Genomic DNA, 16245 nt, shown 5'->3' with positions numbered 1-16245 from the left:
CACGCGTACCCATCCCGAACACGACCGTTAAGCCTTCCAGCGCCGATGGTACTTGGACCGAAGGGTCCCGGGAGAGTAGGACGTCGCCAAGCGAAAAACCACTGTCGATGTAATCGATGGTGGTTTTTATTTGTTTACATGATTATTATCTATGAATAGTGGAGAAAGTGACGCTAACTGATGAAGATTTTGTTACCGATACAAGGAGAAAAATCAGTATAATAGAATTATTCATGAACCAAGGAACTATTACCTATATTTTTCCGGTTTGTGCAGGCTATTAGGATTTAAGGCCTGAATGAAGTTTCTCCTTGAACCAGTCAGTGAAGCAATGATCTGATGCTTGGTTAATGTGGGGGAAGGAGGTTAAATACATGTTGCATAATAGTCGACTGCGGATTGCCGGAATCATATGTGCATGCACTATATTGATTATGGGATCAGCATGCGGGTCACCATCCCAGCCATCTTGGGAATCTTTTGATGGGGCGGCTAATGTGAAATCCTTTCCGATACCCAAGGAAGCGAATAAAACCGAGCAAACGAAGGGGAACAGCGATCTGGATTATGTTCGCTATTCACTGCCGGGGTTGAAGGAATCCGATAGCCTTCCAGAACCTTATTTGGAGGTAATCGAGTCATGGGGCTGGAAAGAAAAGAAGGAAGAACAGAAGGGCTCATCTTTAGTGTTTGAGAAGGGGAAAAGTATCGTTCATCTTACGGTGCATGATGACTTTTTAATCATAACGGTACCTGCACCTCTTAAGAAAGAGGCGATTCAAGGATTAGAAAGTAAGAAATAGAAGACCTCATTCCAAAGACGGAAGAGGTCTTTTATTTTTGTGTATGTATGATTATTGTATGTAGTATGACACATCCAGGTCGCTAAATTTGAGCATACCATCCTTGCGCTGGTCCGAGAAACGAAGCAGAGCATAGTAACGTGGGGTAAGCAGCCAGATATGCCAAAACAGAAGCGATATCATGAACGACAATGGCGACCAGAAAGCCATGACACCGAACAAACAGAAGCTGATCCAAGTGGTATGGGTCTGTACTTTGTTAAAAACTCGGGAACTTATATGCTGGTCGGGCATATAACCGAGCCAAGGCGTTTTAAGGGAAAACCGCCATTTTTTTTGATAGGCAGAGCCAAAGATAAACAATACAGAACGGCCGATGACAAAATGGATCCATAGAACAAGTGCAAATGCTAGTAAGAAATAAAGAAAGCTGTCCCAGGACAGTATTAACATTTCTGCAGCGACTGCAGCACACGGAAGGATAAGGTATAGGGCCAAAATGTGCTTGGAAAGTGGTATTTTTTTGAGCAACCGGTATTGATAAAAGGTAGCTTGGCCATGAGGTTGTTCTGCCATCGAGCTTCTGGCCTCCTTTAATGGACATTGAGATAAGATAAAAGTCTTTTATGTTTTTTATCGGTCTGAATCTTATTTTTGTGAAGCGCCTTAAGTACAGACACCATGGAGAAATAAAGACATATACATATAAAGCAGAAGGAGACACTATGAAAAGGTTTAAAATAATAGAAACTGTGTCATACTAATAGTAAAAGGAACAAGGTGGGATGGCTCATGGAAGAGATGAATGAACACGTCTGTATTATATGCAGCCAGAATAAAAAAGAAGGAATTACCATTGTATCACAATTTGTCTGCGAGGACTGTGAGTCTGAGATTGTGCATACGAATGCGGAAGACGCTAAATATCATTTTTTTATTCATCAATTGAAACAAATCGTAGTGCCCAATAAAGTTTAGTAGGACGTAATGTTCGAGGCCTGATATTAGTGAGGCCTTTTTTTGTTGTAGGTTGGACAAAAGGGGAGAGGGCATAGGCGTAAGTTTCATTTTACGATAAAATAGGGTAGAGGATCTTACCGGAAGGAAATTAGTAAATGTATATGGACAGAGAGAGAACGCCGCTGGTAGAAGCACTGCTAGCGTACAAAAACAATGCCGCTAAATCGTTTCATGTGCCAGGTCACAAAAACGGGAAGGCGTATGACGGAATAAATGGAGCTGAGCAGCTCAGTGAGGTCATGAAAATAGATGTGACGGAGATTAGTGGAACAGATGACCTTCACCATCCGGAAGGTGTGATCCGTGAGGCGCAGGAACTGGCAGCTGATTGTTTTGGGGCGGAGGAAAGTTTTTTCCTGGTTGGAGGAAGTACCGCGGGCAATTTAGCCATGATTCTAACCGTATGCATACAGCCCGGTGACCTGCTCCTGCTTCAGCGCAATGTCCATAAATCGGTTCTGAACGGCCTGATGCTTGCTGGTGCAAGAGCAGTGTTTTTGGAACCGCAAATGGATGAATGCAGCGGTCTTGCAGTTATTCCATCGTCAGAGTCTTTGAGATCTGCGTTAGCTGCTAATCCGGAAACTAAGGGCGTCTTTGTGACGTCACCCAATTACTACGGGATGGGAAACAACCTGAGGGAGTTGGCTGATCTATGTCACAAACATGAGGTACCTCTTCTTGTAGATGAGGCGCATGGCGCGCATTACGGCATGCATCCGGATCTGCCGGAAAGTGCGCTGTCTTGTGGGGCTGATGGAGTGGTGCAATCGACACACAAAATGCTGGCAGCCATGACGATGGGTTCCATGCTTCACGTACAGGGTTGTCTCTTGGACCGAAGTCTGCTTCGTCAACGGCTTGCTATGGTTCAGAGCTCGAGCCCATCATACCCTGTGATGGCCTCGCTCGATCTGGCCCGGCGCATGCTGCACGCGCAGGGCCCTAGCGCCTTCACGGCGGGGCTAGCCGCCGTGGGCGCGCTAAGGCGCGGCCTTGCGGAGCTGCCGCGCTTCGGGCTGCTGCAGCCGCCGCAGCCCGCAAACCCCGCCGCCAGCAGCGCGGCCGGCGGACAAGCCCTGCCGCTGCAGACGCAGGCGGCGGCATACACGCGCCAGGACCCGTTCAAAGCGGTCATATATGACCGCACCGGGTCCCTGAGCGGCTATGGACTCCAGCACGCGCTTGAAGCGCGCGGCTGTGTCCCGGAGATGAGCGACGAACGGTACGTCGTCTTGCTCTTGACGCTCGGGTCTACTCTGGAGGATGTTAATCACCTCTTATGGGCACTCCGGCATATTGTAGAGGAAGAGGAGGCTTCCGAGCCGCTCGAGGTCTTCAATCCACTGCCTTCCGAGCAGTCCAATGTTTCCACGTGGAACATTCCAGAAACGACTCTGTTATTTTCCGAGCCGGTTACGTTCAGCTTGACGCCTAAAGATCCGGAGCAAATGGAGTCAGTACCCGTTGAGTATAGTGCGGAAAGAATATCAGCTGAGATGATCATTCCTTATCCGCCGGGTATTCCTATTTTGTATCCAGGTGAACTTATCACAAAGAATACGGCTGAACGACTTGTTGCTTTAAGAAACGCCGGAGCGAAATGCCAAGGTGCGGGAGATCAATCACTCAAGACCATTCTCGTACACAAGAACTCTAGAAAGCAGGGGACGATATGAACCGCAAACCATTATTCATTACAATCGAGGGAGGAGATGGTTCTGGCAAAACAACGATGATCGGCAGATTGTCAGCTTATATGCAGAACCGTTCCATCCCTTACCTAATCACCCGCGAACCTGGCGGTATCGAAATTGCGGAGAAGATTCGTTCTGTTATTCTGGATCCGAAACACACGAGCATGGATGCGAGAACGGAAGCTCTGTTATATGCGGCTGCCCGCAGACAGCATCTGGCGGAAAAGGTGGAACCAGCGCTAGCTGAAGGATTGACCGTCATATGTGATCGATTTGTCGATAGCAGTCTCGTATACCAAGGGATGGCACGGGGGATCGGGGTTGAAGAAGTGTGGGCGATTAATCAGTTTGCTATTGAGTCCCGCATGCCTGATCTTACTCTGCTGTTCGATATTGATCCCGAAGTTGGTCTTTCCCGTATCATGGCGAACGAGGATCGGGAATTTAACCGGTTGGACATGGAAAATCTGGCGTTTCATCAAGTCGTGAGAGACGGATATCGTCTCCTAGCAGATCAATATCCAGAGCGAATCAAAGTTATTGATGCTTCCAAATCACCATCACAGGTGGAGCGTGAGATGATCCGGGTGCTTGAGGGCGCGGTTTTAAAGGATTTTTGAGGATGTTTGTCAAATAATAAAGACAAGGCATTTAAATGCCAAACTATGAAAACGGAGGGATTGCACATGAAATTAATTGTTGCGATTGTACAGGATAAGGACAGCAACCGTCTTTCGGCCGGTCTCGTTAAGGCAAATTTCCGGGCAACCAAACTGGCAAGTACCGGAGGATTTTTGAAGGCCGGAAACACCACGTTTATGATCGGGGTAGACGATAGTCAGGTAGAAAGCGTCATGAATGTTATCCGCACAAGTTGTAAAGTACGTGAACAACTCGTTACTCCGGTTACGCCGATGAGCGGTACAACCGACTCCTATTTGCCGCTTCCGGTAGAAGTACAGGTGGGTGGAGCGACTGTATTTGTTCTTCCAGTTGAACGGTTTGAGCATTTTTAACTCAGAAAGAACAAGAAATTGGCAGTCTGAGTAGAGAAAGCTATAGATTTGCTAAGAATGCGGATGTTTTTCTTGCGGTATTGAAGCTTGTTACCAAAAGAAGTTCAGGTTCTGATATCATAATAAAGACATCTACCAGATATACGAGGGTAAGCATAAACAGCTTGCTTTTTACCTAGATTAACAGTAGAAGTCGTTTCTCATCTTATTCGGGTATCCAGGCAGACCCGGATCATAGATAAGTTTTCTATCGGGGGACAGGGTGCGACAAACCAGTGTCCTATGCGGAGCAGGCTGTCCCCGATATTTTATTAAGAGTGCATCCTTATCACGCAAGAAAAACTACCGCTAAATGCGGTCTGTCTTCTTTGAGGTACGACGATAAACGTTTTTATTATGATTTATACAAAGGCGGTAGATTTCGGTGAAGATTAATCCGGGCTTCAGGCCCATGAAAAGTGAATTGTCGGTCCCGGATAGCAGTGCTAAACCGATTCCGCAAAAAACGTTCTCCGATATGATGTTCCTACAGGGAGAGAAGGCTTCCAAGGACGAACTAAATCGACAAATGCGCGAAATCGCACTGCAGGGTGATCGACTGGCTCGGGCGATGACAATTAGAGAGCTGAAGGCGTATCGTCTACTGGTCAAGAGGTTCCTTGAAGAGACGGTACGTCGCGGCGTATCGATGAAAGAAACACGAGGATGGGACCGTAGAGGACGCGGCAAGAGGTACAATGTCATAGATGAGATTGATTCTATGCTTTTGTCCATGGCCGACGAATTGCTGGAAAGTGAGCAAGGGAAAATCGAACTGCTAGGCAAAATTGGTGAGATTCGCGGAATGCTAATTAATTTGGTTTTTTAATAAATATAAGCATGTATGTGTTTATTTAGCATACTATCTTATATTTCTCGCAGAAACGGGATACTTCTTAAGAGACAACCCACTCGCCTAAATAGGCCAATTAGACCGACTTTATAAGCGAAAAGCCGTTTCTACTTGATACAGAAAGAGAGAGGACTTATGTCTTTTAACAATATATTAGGCCAGGAGGCTGCCAAACAGCTGCTTCAAAATGCCATGCGGCGTGAAGCAGTCAGTCATGCTTACCTATTCAGCGGGCCTGCCGGTGCCGGACAGCTGGAGACGGCCATGACTTTTGCCAAGGCACTGTTCTGCACAGAAAGTCGGGATGACGCATGTGGTCAATGTTTGGAATGCCGAAAGGTTGAACATGGCAACCATCCGGATTTGACCATGATTGCTCCCGATGGTGCCAGTATTAAAATCGATCAGATCCGTGAATTACAGCGGATTTTTTCATATCGGTCAGAAAAGAACAATCCTAAGGTCTATATTATAGATCATGCCGACAAGATGACGGTTCAGGCTGCCAACAGTCTGCTGAAATTTCTGGAGGAGCCGCAAGTTCCGGCCGTAGCTATTTTGATTGCGGAGAATGGACAAGCTTTGCTTCCAACGATCCAGTCTCGGTCACAGACTGTGCCTTTTCGGGCTTTAAATCCGGAAATGATGGAACAGGCGCTCGTTAATGAAGGTTATCCGTTAGCCCTTGTGCGTTGTGCGGTTCAATTGGCCTCAGGACTTGAAGGTTGCAGGAAAATTTTGAATGAGAATTGGTTTGCAGAAATTAGAAACGTAATGTTACAATTAGGGAAGGAGTCTATGAACCGTACTGGCACAGCAATGATTACCGCTAGTCAGAAAGTGTTCAAATCAGGACTCTCCGAACATCTGGATACACTGTTCAGCTTGTTCCACTTATGGTTCAAGGATATGATACATGTCCAATACGGAAGGCAAGATCGTCTCGTTTTCATAGATCAGGCGGAGTTTATCTCCGGTCACGCGTCAGCCCGCAGCACGGCACAGTGGGTCTCTTGCATGGATTTGGCCGCAGAGTGTCAGAAGAAGTTACGTTATAATGTCAACGGACAGCTCTGTCTCGAGCAGTTATTAATGGGTTTGGGCGGAACTCAGGCGTGAGACAACCCCCAATATCCGAGAATGGCCAATATGTACAGGCTAACAAGGGGGTTAATTTTTGTACAGTGTAGTGGGTGTCCGCTTTAAAAAAGCGGGCAAAATATATTACTTCGATCCGCTGGATCTTCCTGTGGAGAAGGAGCAATCCGTTATCGTGGAAACGGCTCGCGGTATCGAATATGGCCAAGTTGTTATTGGCAAGAAAGAAGTACAGGAATCGGATGTGGTTCTTCCGCTGAAGAAAGTGATCCGCATTGCCGGCGACTCTGACGCCCGTGTGGTCGAGGAGAACAAGCTGGCGGCAAAGGATGCATTTACAACCTGTTTAAATAAAATCCGGGATCATGCACTAAAAATGAAGCTGGTCGATGTTGAATTTACTTTTGACCGTAACAAAATCATTTTTTACTTCACAGCGGAAGGTCGGGTAGATTTCCGAGAACTGGTTAAGGATCTTGCCGGAATATTCCGGACAAGAATCGAATTGCGCCAGATTGGCGTGCGTGATGAAGCCAAGATGCTTGGCGGCTTAGGACCTTGTGGACGCGTACTGTGCTGCTCTTCATGGCTTGGTGATTTTGAGCCGGTATCGATCAAAATGGCAAAGGATCAGAGCTTATCGCTGAATCCTACCAAAATCTCCGGTCTTTGTGGAAGGCTAATGTGCTGTTTGAAATTTGAGCATGACAATTATGAAAGCGTTAAGGAAGAACTGCCGTCCGTCGGAAAATTGGTCGTCACTTCGCTCGGAGACGGTAAAGTGGTTGGCCTGAATGCGGACAAACGGACTGTACATGTACAGCTGTTTGAAGTCGGTAAAGTCAAAGAACTTCCTTTGGATGACGTTGTCATTAAGTAGACCAATATCACGGTTACTTTCGGGGTGTAGTCTTGGAAAAGAAAAACATTTTTGTGCGCATTCAAGAGATGGAATCACAGATGGGACAAATGCACAGTGAACTGGGTGAACTAAAGCTGGTCATCAAGGAATTGCTGGAAGACAACCATCGTCTCAGCCTTGAAAATGAACAGCTCCGTAAAGTTTTTAAGAGGGAAGTTCAGTCGGCAGAATCGGAAACGGCATCTCCACGCAAACAGCCTCAACTCGTCAAGAATGAGGAAAGCGGAGAGGATGTCGTCGGGGAAGGATATGACAACCTGGCCCGACTGTATCATGAAGGCTTCCATATTTGTAATGTCTATTACGGGCATTTGCGAACCGAAGGGGATTGCCTCTTCTGTCTATCTTTTTTGAACAAATAAGAAACCGTAGGAGAAAACCGCCTACGGTTTTTTTCTGAAGAGATAAGGAAGAATAGACACCGTAGCTAACGCACCCTTATCTCGCAAGAAAAACTACCGCTAAATGCGGTCTGGCGTCATTGGTGTACATCGAAAGGAATTTTTGTTTAGAGATAAGAAAGTATATATCCTGCTGTTTACATGATCATATGAATCAAATAATCCAGGAGCGGTTGTAGTCATGATCAACAGGGCGCAGCCGTTTCTGTAGTTTATATATTAAACCGAAAAAGGATTGGGATTATGAATCAAGATATAGTTCTGCACAGCTCGGAGCGGATCGATGATCTGCTGACACATGAGCTTGGCATCATTCAGAGTGATGAGGTATTCAGCTTTTCCATGGACGCCGTGCTGCTTGCAAGGTTTGCGAATATTCCGCGTCGGGGCCGGATTTTGGATATGTGTACCGGAAATGGTGTGATCCCGTTGCTGCTTACTACGCGGAGTGAAGCCGTCATTGAAGGGATCGAAATACAGCCTAGACTGGCCGATATGGCGAGACGAAGTGTGGCGCTGAATCATCTGCAGGAACGGGTGAAGATCCGGGAAGGTGATTTGAGAGAGCTGTATTTGGACACAGGGTACGGCGTATATGATGCCATTACCGTGAACCCGCCTTATATGCCGCTGAATGGCAGTGATATTAAGCTGAATCGTCATCAGGCGATTGCGAGACATGAGATTCACTGTACGCTGGAGGAGGTTATTCAGTCGGGAGCCCGTTTGGTCCGTCCCGGAGGTAAGCTGTGTATGGTGCACAAGCCGCAGCGTTTGGCGGAGATTATCAGTTTGATGCAGAAGTATCGCCTGGAGCCGAAAATTATCCGTTTTGTCCACCCTCGTCTGCATATGGAAGCCAATATGGTGCTGATTGAATGTATTAAGGATGGCAAGCCAGAGGTTCGTTTGCAGCCACCAATCATTGTCTATGATGATCAAGGACAGTACTGCCGCGAAATGATGGAAATATATTATGGATCAAGTGAGGGAAAATCATGAACCTGACCTGTCAAAATAGCTTTGAGGTACGTGTTGAGGGAAGTCCCGGATCATTGTATTTGGTGGCAACGCCGATCGGGAATCTCGAAGATATGACCTACCGAGCTGTGCGCACACTTCGTGAGTGTGATATTATCGCCGCGGAGGATACTCGGCAGACCCGTAAATTGCTCACGCACTTTGAAATTCAGCCCAAGCAGCTGTTTAGCTATCATGAGCATAATAAGGGGGCAAGTGGTCCTGAAATTATACGCTATATAATAGAAGGAAAAAATGTGGCGATCGTCAGTGATGCCGGTCTGCCTGCTATTTCCGACCCGGGATCGGACCTGGTGAGACTGGCTGTTGCCGAAGGTATTTCGGTCATTCCTGTACCGGGGGCGAATGCCGCACTTTCCGGTTTAATTGCTTCGGGTCTGCCGACCGAACGCTTTACATTTATCGGATTTTTACCCCGTGAGCGGAAAGATATAATAGCTCAGTTGTCCTCCTTTCAGGCAGCACAGGGCACATTGCTATTTTACGAATCGCCACACCGGGTAAAGAAGACGCTGGAAATTATGTTAGAGGCGCTTGGGGACCGAAATGTGGCTCTCGCGCGTGAGTTGACAAAACGTTATGAAGAATTTGTACGCGGTCCAATATCGGAATGTCTGAGCTGGCTGGAGGAGCATCCACCGCTTGGTGAATACTGTATCGTCGTAGAAGGTGCCAGCGCGGAGGAAGAGCAGCGGGAGAGAGACGCTTGGTGGCAAGAACTAACGCTTGAAGCACATGTAGAGCATTATGAAAGCGAAGGTATGAGCCGTAAGGATGCCATGAAAAAAACCGCCTCCGATCGTGGTGTCTCCAAACGTGATATTTATAACTCACTGCTGAACAACTAGGGGATGAGGCAAAGTTTTCGTAAGAAAGTATCAGTCAGACGGGTGTGCTATCTTTAAAGGAAATAGAGTCGCGGGAGTTAAAAAAGAAAAAAAATACCTCCCTGCGGCTGGGTTCATAGCCGAGGAAGGCGTCAAGGAGATATGAAAAAGGTTAGAATTAACAATTTCGATTAAAACTATTATATACCATGTTTCTTAATTTGTCACAGGTGTTGGAATTTCTGAGATACATTCATTGCAAACAATTTTGCCTTTGAAGTAAGTTACGTTCTCAGCATTACCGCAGAAGATGCAGGCAGGCTCGTATTTCTTGAGCATAATACGCTCACCGTCCACGTAGATTTCGAGAGCATCCTTCTCTCCGATTCCTAATGTGCGTCGGAGTTCAATTGGAATAACGACCCTTCCTAGTTCATCTACTTTTCTTACAATACCTGTTGATTTCATCATAACTGATTGATGCCCCTCTCGCCATAATTTAAAAAAGTCATAATTCGACAATGTTCTCTTTTTTATGTTATTTATAGTACCAACGATTCCCAAATCAGTCAACCTATAAATTTGAAAATAAGAAACTTATTTACGAATATATAGTGAACAAAAGCCTTATTCTACTAGAGAAATGTCAAAAGTCTTAGGTAAATAAGCTTGTTTTTGTTCATGTCGATTTGGAAAGCGGGATTTTACGTTATTCGACATTGTTCGACAATAGGTGTCAAAAAAAGTGGGGAAGCGATTTCGATGCCTAGGATAAGGGGATGAAAAGCATGCATTTACCGATTACGGAGGAAAAAGTATTTAAAGATCCGGTTCACAACTATATTCATGTACAGGACGACATGATCTGGAGGTTAATTAATACACCGGAATTTCAGCGGCTTCGCCGGGTAAGGCAACTTGGGACTTCATTCCTAACTTTTCATGGAGCCGAGCATAGTCGTTTCTCACATTCATTAGGCGTATATGAAATTACGAGAAGAATCATTTCTCAATTCGAACGTAGCGGTTATCCCGATTGGCCGAAAGAGGAGCGTCTGCTCACTTTATGTGCTGCGTTGCTTCACGATCTCGGGCACGGGCCATTTTCTCATTCTATAGAAGAGGCTTTTCAAATGAATCACGAGGACTGGACTTGTAAAATTCTGCTTGGAGATACATGTGTAAATAGTGTACTCCGAGAGGTGGCTTCAGATTTTCCGCAGCGGGTAGCCTCAGTCATCAACAAAACATATGAAAAGCCGATCGTCATCAATCTTGTGACCAGTCCGCTGGATGCAGACCGGATGGATTACCTGCTGCGCGACGCATACTACACGGGTGTTAATTATGGCACGATTGATATAGACCGGATATTGCGGATGCTCCGCCCGTATCGGGACCGGGTGGTGGTGAAAGAATCAGGAATGCACGCGGTGGAAGATTATTTGATGTCTAGGTATCAGATGTACTGGCAGGTTTATTTTCATCCGGTGACCCGAAGTTCGGAGATTATACTGAGGCAAATCTTCAGGAGAGCGAAGGAACTATACCGCGAAGGTTATGATTTCAGTTTTATGGTAGAGCCGTTACCAGCTTTATTTGAGGGAAATACGACGGTGAGCCAATATTTGCGTCTGGATGAAGCGTTGATTCAGACAACCTTTTTGCAGTGGACGGCTGAGAAGGATGAGCTTCTGAGTGATTTATGTGGTCGGTTTATGCATCGTAGGCTCTATAAATATGTAGAAATCGACACCATAGATAGAGAGACCGTCGACGGAATCCGCCAGGCGTTTCGTGATGCGGGACTCCACCCGGATTATGATTTCGAGATTGATTATCCGACCGATCTTCCTTATGATGAATTTCATTCCGGATCGCCTGAGAGCGATAAACAGATTTTGTTGCTGGACAGACATGAACATGTGCGTGAAATATCCGAAGTATCTGATATAGTGCGCTCTATTAGCGGGATTCACCGCGGGCGATACCGTCTATACTTTCCTGAGGAAAAGGTGAGGAACGTTTTGAATACCTTGCCGGAGGATGTCAAAAGCGTGTTTGGACAAGTTAGATAAAATAGATATAAGTAAAGTATTGAACAGCTAGAACCGGCGGTTATTACTGTGCTGGTCTGCGACAAGAAAGGAGATTGTTTATTTATGTTATTCGACACACATACACATCTGGATGCTCCCGAGTTCCACGAAGATCGTGAGGAGGTTATCAACCGCGCCTTGGAAGCCGGTGTAACCCGAATGATCAACATCGGCTTTAACCGGGAAACGATTCCTTCGACCATGAAATTGGCGGAAACTTATGATTTTATTTATGCGGCAGTGGGTTGGCATCCCGTAGATGCGATCACGATGAAGGACGGAGATTTGGAATGGATCGCTACTCTTTGCAGTCATGAGAAAGTAGTGGCTATCGGTGAAATCGGCCTGGATTACCATTGGGACACCTCTCCCAAGGAAGTTCAGCATGAGGTGCTGCGTAGGCAGATTGGTTTAGCACGGGAATTGAACATGCCGATTGTTATTCATAACCGGGATGCACATGAGGATATCGTGAAGATTTTGAAAGAAGAGAAGGCGTCAGAGGTCGGTGGAGTGATGCACTCCTTTTCTGGCAGCTGGGAAACGGCCAAGCAGTGCCTAAATATGGGTTTCCATATTTCTTTCGGCGGGCCGATAACGTTCAAAAATGCGAGACAGCCAAAAGAGGTCTTAGCACAGGTCCCGATGGACCGACTGCTCATCGAAACCGACTCCCCTTATTTAACGCCTCATCCGTTTCGGGGGAAGCGTAATGAGTCTGCTCATGTGAAATTAGTGGCCGAGGCAGCGGCTGAGATTAGGGGCCTGTCTCTGGAAGAATTAGGTTCAATTACGACCAAAAATGCTCTGGAACGATTTGGTATTAAATGAAATCGAGAGCAAATGCGATGAAAAACAGAGCATTAACGACCAATTAAAGTTTTTTAACCGAAAAAGGCGACGATATTACAATATTTTAACCTTTTATCTGAAAAAATGTGGTTGATTGTTGCTTTACAACCTGCATAGAAACAGGATATCATCTTTTCAGTGATAAGAAGCTGATCGGAAAACGAACAGCCGAATATTTTATGAACCGTCTCGCTTAATCTCCGATATTCGGAGAACGGGGGAACCGATACAGGAATAGCTGGCAATCATGCTGCGCTCCACTGTATTTGATTTCTTTTTGGGTCTTTGGGGTGAATTTGAAGGCAGCCGCCATGAGCGGGTGACTTGAGATAGGGCGTCTCTCTTACGTCCGAACCCGACAGCTAACTCCGTAAGCGTAAGTAAGAGAGGCAAACTCGTGCATGCTATTTTCCAGATTCTAGACATCAGGAAGCCACGAAAGAGTCTCTATAACTCTTTCTTTGGCTTTCTTTTATTTTAGAATATTGGAGACAGTATCGTCATACTTTTGGTAAACAGGAGGTGACGATCGTATGGACGGGAAGACGGGGATTAACGCAGGGTGTAGATAGATAGCAGGGCACCCTGTGAGACAATTTGCTATAGTCACGTCAAATGCAATCATGCGTTACCTAGACGGCGGGACTATGAAGGAGGATGACATAGTGGGCGTTATTCAACCAGAAGAGACCCATGAATCACAATCATCCAGCATGTCTTACGCATTACGATGGAAGCATGAGAATTTGCGTCACCTAATGCTGGCCGCCATTGGCGCCATCGCAATTACAGTGCTCGTACTTCTGATTGTTCACAATCAGGCGGGCAAAGAAATTCACCTTGTGGTTGACGGACGTGTCACCACAGTGGAAACCCGAGAGGCTATGCTTCATGAAGTGCTGGATGAGCAGGCCATCTCCCTGAAACCGCAGGATGAGGTTTCCATGCCGTTAAACGGTGTGCTCCAGGATGGAGACCGTGTATTTATTAAACTCGCAGTACCTGTAAAAGTGACTGCAGACGGTAAAGTAAACACAATATTTACTACCCAAGATACGGTTGGAAATGTGCTTAAGGAAACAGGCATTTCAATCAAGGGCGAAGATACAGTAAAGCCTTCCCTGGAAACGAAAATTATTGAAAAAGCAGACATTCGCGTCGTTCGCGTCACGAAACAAACGGTTAAGCAAACTGAAAACCGCTCTTTCCGTGTCATCAAAACGGCAGATCCTTCTCTTGTGAAGGGCGATAACCGGGTGATTCAAAGTGGTAAGCCGGGCATCGTGGTTAACCATATCGAGAAAGTCTACGAGGACGGAAAGCTTGTTTCAAAAAATGTGATAAACAAAGAGATACAGCGTAAGACGAAGGATAAAATTATTGCAGTTGGCACGAAAAAAGTAGTAGTGCCTGAAGCACCTGTTATTGAAACTGCGTCTGCTGACAGAACCACGACTGCAAATGCTACCGTGAGAACGGCAGCCAAGGAATCGAGTCCAGAAAAGCCAGCAGTTAAGGCGGCATCCGCAAAAGTTAAAGTTAACAATGTGGTTTCCAGAGCCGGAGTTGACTTCGAATATAAAAAAGTACTAAACAATGTTTCTATGACAGCTTATTCCGCCGAACAGAAAGGCATCGGTACCCGCACAGCTTCCGGTACACGCGTAACGGAAGGACGTACGATTGCGGTGGACCCGAGTGTGGTTCCAATCGGTTGGTGGGTATATATTGAGGGCGTAGGCTTCCGCCGTGCAGAAGATACTGGTGGTGCCATTAAAGGCAACAAAATTGATGTCTATTTTGATTCTTTAAAAGCGGCATACAATTTTGGGCGTAAAAGCGGGCATACCGTTTATGTGATTGGCCCTGTGAAACCAGAGCTTAATTAACGCATGAATTCCGTTTTACATTGCCATGCTAATGCTATACTATTTAATTAATATTAATGTGATGCTAAGAAGAGGATGAATCATCCTCTTCTTTTGTTTTGGGAAGGAAGAAACAGGGAATGATCAAAGAAGTCATTGTCGTGGAGGGCCGGGACGATACAGTGGCTGTGAAGCGGGCTGTTGAAGCAGACACGATTGAAACCGGAGGATCGGCCATTAACAGCCACACACTGAAACGAATTGCATTGGCGCAAGAACGGCGCGGAATCATTATTTTAACCGATCCGGACCATGCCGGAGAGCGGATCCGTAAGATTATCGACACTAAGGTCCCTGGCTGCAAGCATGCCTTCATTCCGGAAGCCGATGCAACGCGAAAAGGAGACATCGGGGTGGAGAATGCCTCGCCGGAGGCGATTCGCCATGCGCTGGAACGATTGCATACGTCATTTGAAGGATCGGAAAGCCTTATTGGGCTGGATGACCTGATTGAGGCTGGGCTGATTGTGCATCCGCAGGCTGCAGCGAGACGGATGGCGATGGGCAACCTGCTCGGCATTGGATATTGTAACGGCAAACAGTTTCATAAACGGCTGGCCATGTTTCAAATATCACGTGAAGAATTCGCAGCAGCGCTCGCTCAGCTGGAAGAGGGAGGTACAGAGCTATGACACGGATTGATGATATTTCAACCCCGAGAAGAACGAAGGAGATTATACAGCGTCATGGCTTCTCGTTTAAGAAGAGTCTTGGACAAAACTTTCTCATCGATCAAAATATACTGTTCAAAATTGTAGAGGCCGCTGATCTGGATAAGGAAAAAGGCGCACTGGAGATCGGTCCCGGCATTGGAGCTTTAACGGAGAAGCTGGCACAGACAGCAAACAGAGTTACAGCCGTGGAGATTGATCAGCGGCTTATTCCGATATTACAAGAGGTACTTGAGCCGTATCCCAATGTAAGCGTGCACCACGGGGACGTGCTTAAGGTGGACTTACATGAGCTGTTCCGCAATTATTTCAGCGGAGTGTCTAAGGTCAGCGTCGTAGCCAATCTGCCTTACTATGTAACGACACCGATATTGATGAAGCTGCTGGAAGAAAAGCTGCCGCTTGAGAATATTGTAGTCATGATTCAAAAAGAGGTTGCGGTACGCATGGCAGCCTCCCCAGGCAGCAAGGATTACGGCAGTTTGAGTATCGCCGTCCAATATTATAGCGAGCCGAAGCTGGTGTGTACGGTTCCCCATACCGTCTTTATCCCTCAGCCGAATGTAGAGTCGGCCGTCATTCGTCTGAAGGTGCGGGACAAGCCTCCCGTTGAAGTCGATGACGAGAAACACTTCTTCGAGGTTGTGCATGCTTCATTCGCTCAACGTCGTAAGACGATAGCAAACAATCTGAAGAGTCGCTTTTTCCCGGGAGAGGGACGTGAGCGGCTGGAGCAGCTGCTCCAGGAGGCTGAAATTGAGCCTTCACGACGTGGTGAGACCCTTAGCATCGAAGAATACGCCAGACTGAGCAGCGTGCTTCTTAGGGCTGGAGTACGGTAGATACGAAAGCGTATGGACGAGGCAATGGATCGTGCAGCCTTAATAAAAAAATTTCACGTTTAAAGCAGAGATCTTTAAAGCAGCCCCTAAAGGGCTGCTTTTTCAATTTGCAGGTTTTTGCAGCGACACGTTTCAT

18 protein-coding genes and 1 riboswitch are annotated in these 16245 nt (G+C 46.4%); of the genes, 16 read left to right on the top strand and 2 right to left on the bottom strand.

Going from position 1 to position 16245, the window contains the following annotated elements:
* Nucleotides 1-374 precede the first annotated feature (374 nt).
* Nucleotides 375-803, top strand: a complete 429-nt coding sequence (locus B9N86_RS29280; RefSeq protein ID WP_208916799.1) for a hypothetical protein — start codon at nt 375-377, stop codon at nt 801-803.
* A 51-nt stretch (nt 804-854) separates the two neighbouring features.
* Here the strand turns inward: B9N86_RS29280 and B9N86_RS29275 are convergent, their stop codons facing one another.
* Complete coding sequence (locus tag B9N86_RS29275; protein ID WP_208916797.1) at nt 855-1379, bottom strand: hypothetical protein; 525 nt, start codon at nt 1377-1379, stop codon at nt 855-857.
* Nucleotides 1380-1595: 216 nt separating this feature from the next.
* Between B9N86_RS29275 and B9N86_RS29270 the strand changes: the two genes are divergently transcribed.
* From B9N86_RS29270 to rsmI, 10 genes are all read left to right on the top strand, one after another.
* A complete protein-coding gene (locus tag B9N86_RS29270) occupies nt 1596-1781 on the top strand; it encodes a sigma factor G inhibitor Gin (protein ID WP_208916795.1) in 186 nt (61 codons plus the stop codon).
* A gap of 137 nt (nt 1782-1918) precedes the next feature.
* Nucleotides 1919-3502, top strand: coding sequence for an aminotransferase class I/II-fold pyridoxal phosphate-dependent enzyme (locus B9N86_RS29265; protein ID WP_208916793.1), 1584 nt, complete (start codon nt 1919-1921; stop codon nt 3500-3502).
* The gene (tmk, locus tag B9N86_RS29260) at nt 3499-4140 is read left to right on the top strand and encodes a dTMP kinase (RefSeq protein WP_208916791.1); all 642 of its coding nucleotides are present in this window, start codon (nt 3499-3501) and stop codon (nt 4138-4140) included. Before B9N86_RS29265 ends, tmk begins: the two co-directional genes overlap by 4 nt.
* A gap of 66 nt (nt 4141-4206) precedes the next feature.
* On the top strand, nt 4207-4536 hold the full coding sequence (locus B9N86_RS29255) for a cyclic-di-AMP receptor (protein ID WP_208916789.1): 330 nt from the start codon (nt 4207-4209) through the stop codon (nt 4534-4536).
* Nucleotides 4537-4960: 424 nt separating this feature from the next.
* On the top strand, nt 4961-5404 hold the full coding sequence (locus B9N86_RS29250) for a YaaR family protein (protein ID WP_208916787.1): 444 nt from the start codon (nt 4961-4963) through the stop codon (nt 5402-5404).
* A 159-nt stretch (nt 5405-5563) separates the two neighbouring features.
* The gene (holB, locus tag B9N86_RS29245; protein ID WP_208916785.1) at nt 5564-6547 is read left to right on the top strand and encodes a DNA polymerase III subunit delta'; all 984 of its coding nucleotides are present in this window, start codon (nt 5564-5566) and stop codon (nt 6545-6547) included.
* Between the two features lie 58 nt (nt 6548-6605).
* On the top strand, nt 6606-7406 hold the full coding sequence (locus B9N86_RS29240) for a PSP1 domain-containing protein (protein ID WP_208916783.1): 801 nt from the start codon (nt 6606-6608) through the stop codon (nt 7404-7406).
* A gap of 32 nt (nt 7407-7438) precedes the next feature.
* Nucleotides 7439-7810 (top strand): DNA replication initiation control protein YabA, encoded by a 372-nt coding sequence (gene yabA / locus B9N86_RS29235; protein WP_208916781.1) that lies wholly within the window; start codon nt 7439-7441, stop codon nt 7808-7810.
* Nucleotides 7811-8092: 282 nt separating this feature from the next.
* A complete protein-coding gene (locus tag B9N86_RS29230; RefSeq protein ID WP_208916779.1) occupies nt 8093-8851 on the top strand; it encodes a tRNA1(Val) (adenine(37)-N6)-methyltransferase in 759 nt (252 codons plus the stop codon).
* Nucleotides 8848-9738 (top strand): 16S rRNA (cytidine(1402)-2'-O)-methyltransferase, encoded by an 891-nt coding sequence (gene rsmI, locus B9N86_RS29225; RefSeq protein WP_208916777.1) that lies wholly within the window; start codon nt 8848-8850, stop codon nt 9736-9738. Before B9N86_RS29230 ends, rsmI begins: the two co-directional genes overlap by 4 nt.
* A 195-nt stretch (nt 9739-9933) precedes the next feature.
* Here the strand turns inward: rsmI and B9N86_RS29220 are convergent, their stop codons facing one another.
* The gene (locus B9N86_RS29220; protein WP_208916775.1) at nt 9934-10188 is read right to left on the bottom strand and encodes an AbrB/MazE/SpoVT family DNA-binding domain-containing protein; all 255 of its coding nucleotides are present in this window, start codon (nt 10186-10188) and stop codon (nt 9934-9936) included.
* A gap of 317 nt (nt 10189-10505) precedes the next feature.
* Here B9N86_RS29220 and B9N86_RS29215 point away from each other — a divergent pair, with 317 nt between their 5' ends.
* From B9N86_RS29215 to rsmA, 5 genes are all read left to right on the top strand, one after another.
* Complete coding sequence (locus B9N86_RS29215) at nt 10506-11795, top strand: HD domain-containing protein (RefSeq protein WP_208916773.1); 1290 nt, start codon at nt 10506-10508, stop codon at nt 11793-11795.
* A gap of 84 nt (nt 11796-11879) precedes the next feature.
* Complete coding sequence (locus B9N86_RS29210) at nt 11880-12647, top strand: TatD family hydrolase (protein ID WP_208916771.1); 768 nt, start codon at nt 11880-11882, stop codon at nt 12645-12647.
* 201 nt (nt 12648-12848) lie between these two features.
* A riboswitch (cyclic di-AMP (ydaO/yuaA leader) is annotated at nt 12849-13060 on the top strand.
* Nucleotides 13061-13333: 273 nt separating this feature from the next.
* Nucleotides 13334-14557, top strand: a complete 1224-nt coding sequence (locus tag B9N86_RS29200) for a resuscitation-promoting factor (protein WP_208916767.1) — start codon at nt 13334-13336, stop codon at nt 14555-14557.
* 119 nt (nt 14558-14676) lie between these two features.
* Nucleotides 14677-15228 (top strand): ribonuclease M5, encoded by a 552-nt coding sequence (gene rnmV, locus B9N86_RS29195; protein WP_208916765.1) that lies wholly within the window; start codon nt 14677-14679, stop codon nt 15226-15228.
* Nucleotides 15225-16109 (top strand): 16S rRNA (adenine(1518)-N(6)/adenine(1519)-N(6))-dimethyltransferase RsmA, encoded by an 885-nt coding sequence (gene rsmA / locus B9N86_RS29190; protein WP_208916763.1) that lies wholly within the window; start codon nt 15225-15227, stop codon nt 16107-16109. The genes rnmV and rsmA overlap by 4 nt, the downstream gene beginning before the upstream one ends.
* Nucleotides 16110-16245 lie beyond the last annotated feature (136 nt).

Origin of the sequence: Paenibacillus uliginis N3/975, from assembly GCF_900177425.1 — a bacterium.
Lineage (GTDB): Bacteria > Bacillota > Bacilli > Paenibacillales > Paenibacillaceae > Paenibacillus_AQ > Paenibacillus_AQ uliginis.
Note: the sequence above shows the minus strand (reverse complement) of the source record. Positions and strands in the feature narration are given on the sequence as shown.

Coding starts and splice junctions, on each gene's coding strand:
- B9N86_RS29280 (WP_208916799.1), top strand. CDS start 375: ATGTTGCATAATAGTCGACTGCGGATTGCCGGAATCATATGTGCATGC.
- B9N86_RS29275 (WP_208916797.1), bottom strand. CDS start 1,379: ATGGCAGAACAACCTCATGGCCAAGCTACCTTTTATCAATACCGGTTG.
- B9N86_RS29270 (WP_208916795.1), top strand. CDS start 1,596: ATGGAAGAGATGAATGAACACGTCTGTATTATATGCAGCCAGAATAAA.
- B9N86_RS29265 (WP_208916793.1), top strand. CDS start 1,919: ATGTATATGGACAGAGAGAGAACGCCGCTGGTAGAAGCACTGCTAGCG.
- tmk (WP_208916791.1), top strand. CDS start 3,499: ATGAACCGCAAACCATTATTCATTACAATCGAGGGAGGAGATGGTTCT.
- B9N86_RS29255 (WP_208916789.1), top strand. CDS start 4,207: ATGAAATTAATTGTTGCGATTGTACAGGATAAGGACAGCAACCGTCTT.
- holB (WP_208916785.1), top strand. CDS start 5,564: ATGTCTTTTAACAATATATTAGGCCAGGAGGCTGCCAAACAGCTGCTT.
- B9N86_RS29230 (WP_208916779.1), top strand. CDS start 8,093: ATGAATCAAGATATAGTTCTGCACAGCTCGGAGCGGATCGATGATCTG.
- rsmI (WP_208916777.1), top strand. CDS start 8,848: ATGAACCTGACCTGTCAAAATAGCTTTGAGGTACGTGTTGAGGGAAGT.
- B9N86_RS29220 (WP_208916775.1), bottom strand. CDS start 10,188: ATGATGAAATCAACAGGTATTGTAAGAAAAGTAGATGAACTAGGAAGG.
- B9N86_RS29215 (WP_208916773.1), top strand. CDS start 10,506: ATGCATTTACCGATTACGGAGGAAAAAGTATTTAAAGATCCGGTTCAC.
- B9N86_RS29210 (WP_208916771.1), top strand. CDS start 11,880: ATGTTATTCGACACACATACACATCTGGATGCTCCCGAGTTCCACGAA.
- rnmV (WP_208916765.1), top strand. CDS start 14,677: ATGATCAAAGAAGTCATTGTCGTGGAGGGCCGGGACGATACAGTGGCT.
- rsmA (WP_208916763.1), top strand. CDS start 15,225: ATGACACGGATTGATGATATTTCAACCCCGAGAAGAACGAAGGAGATT.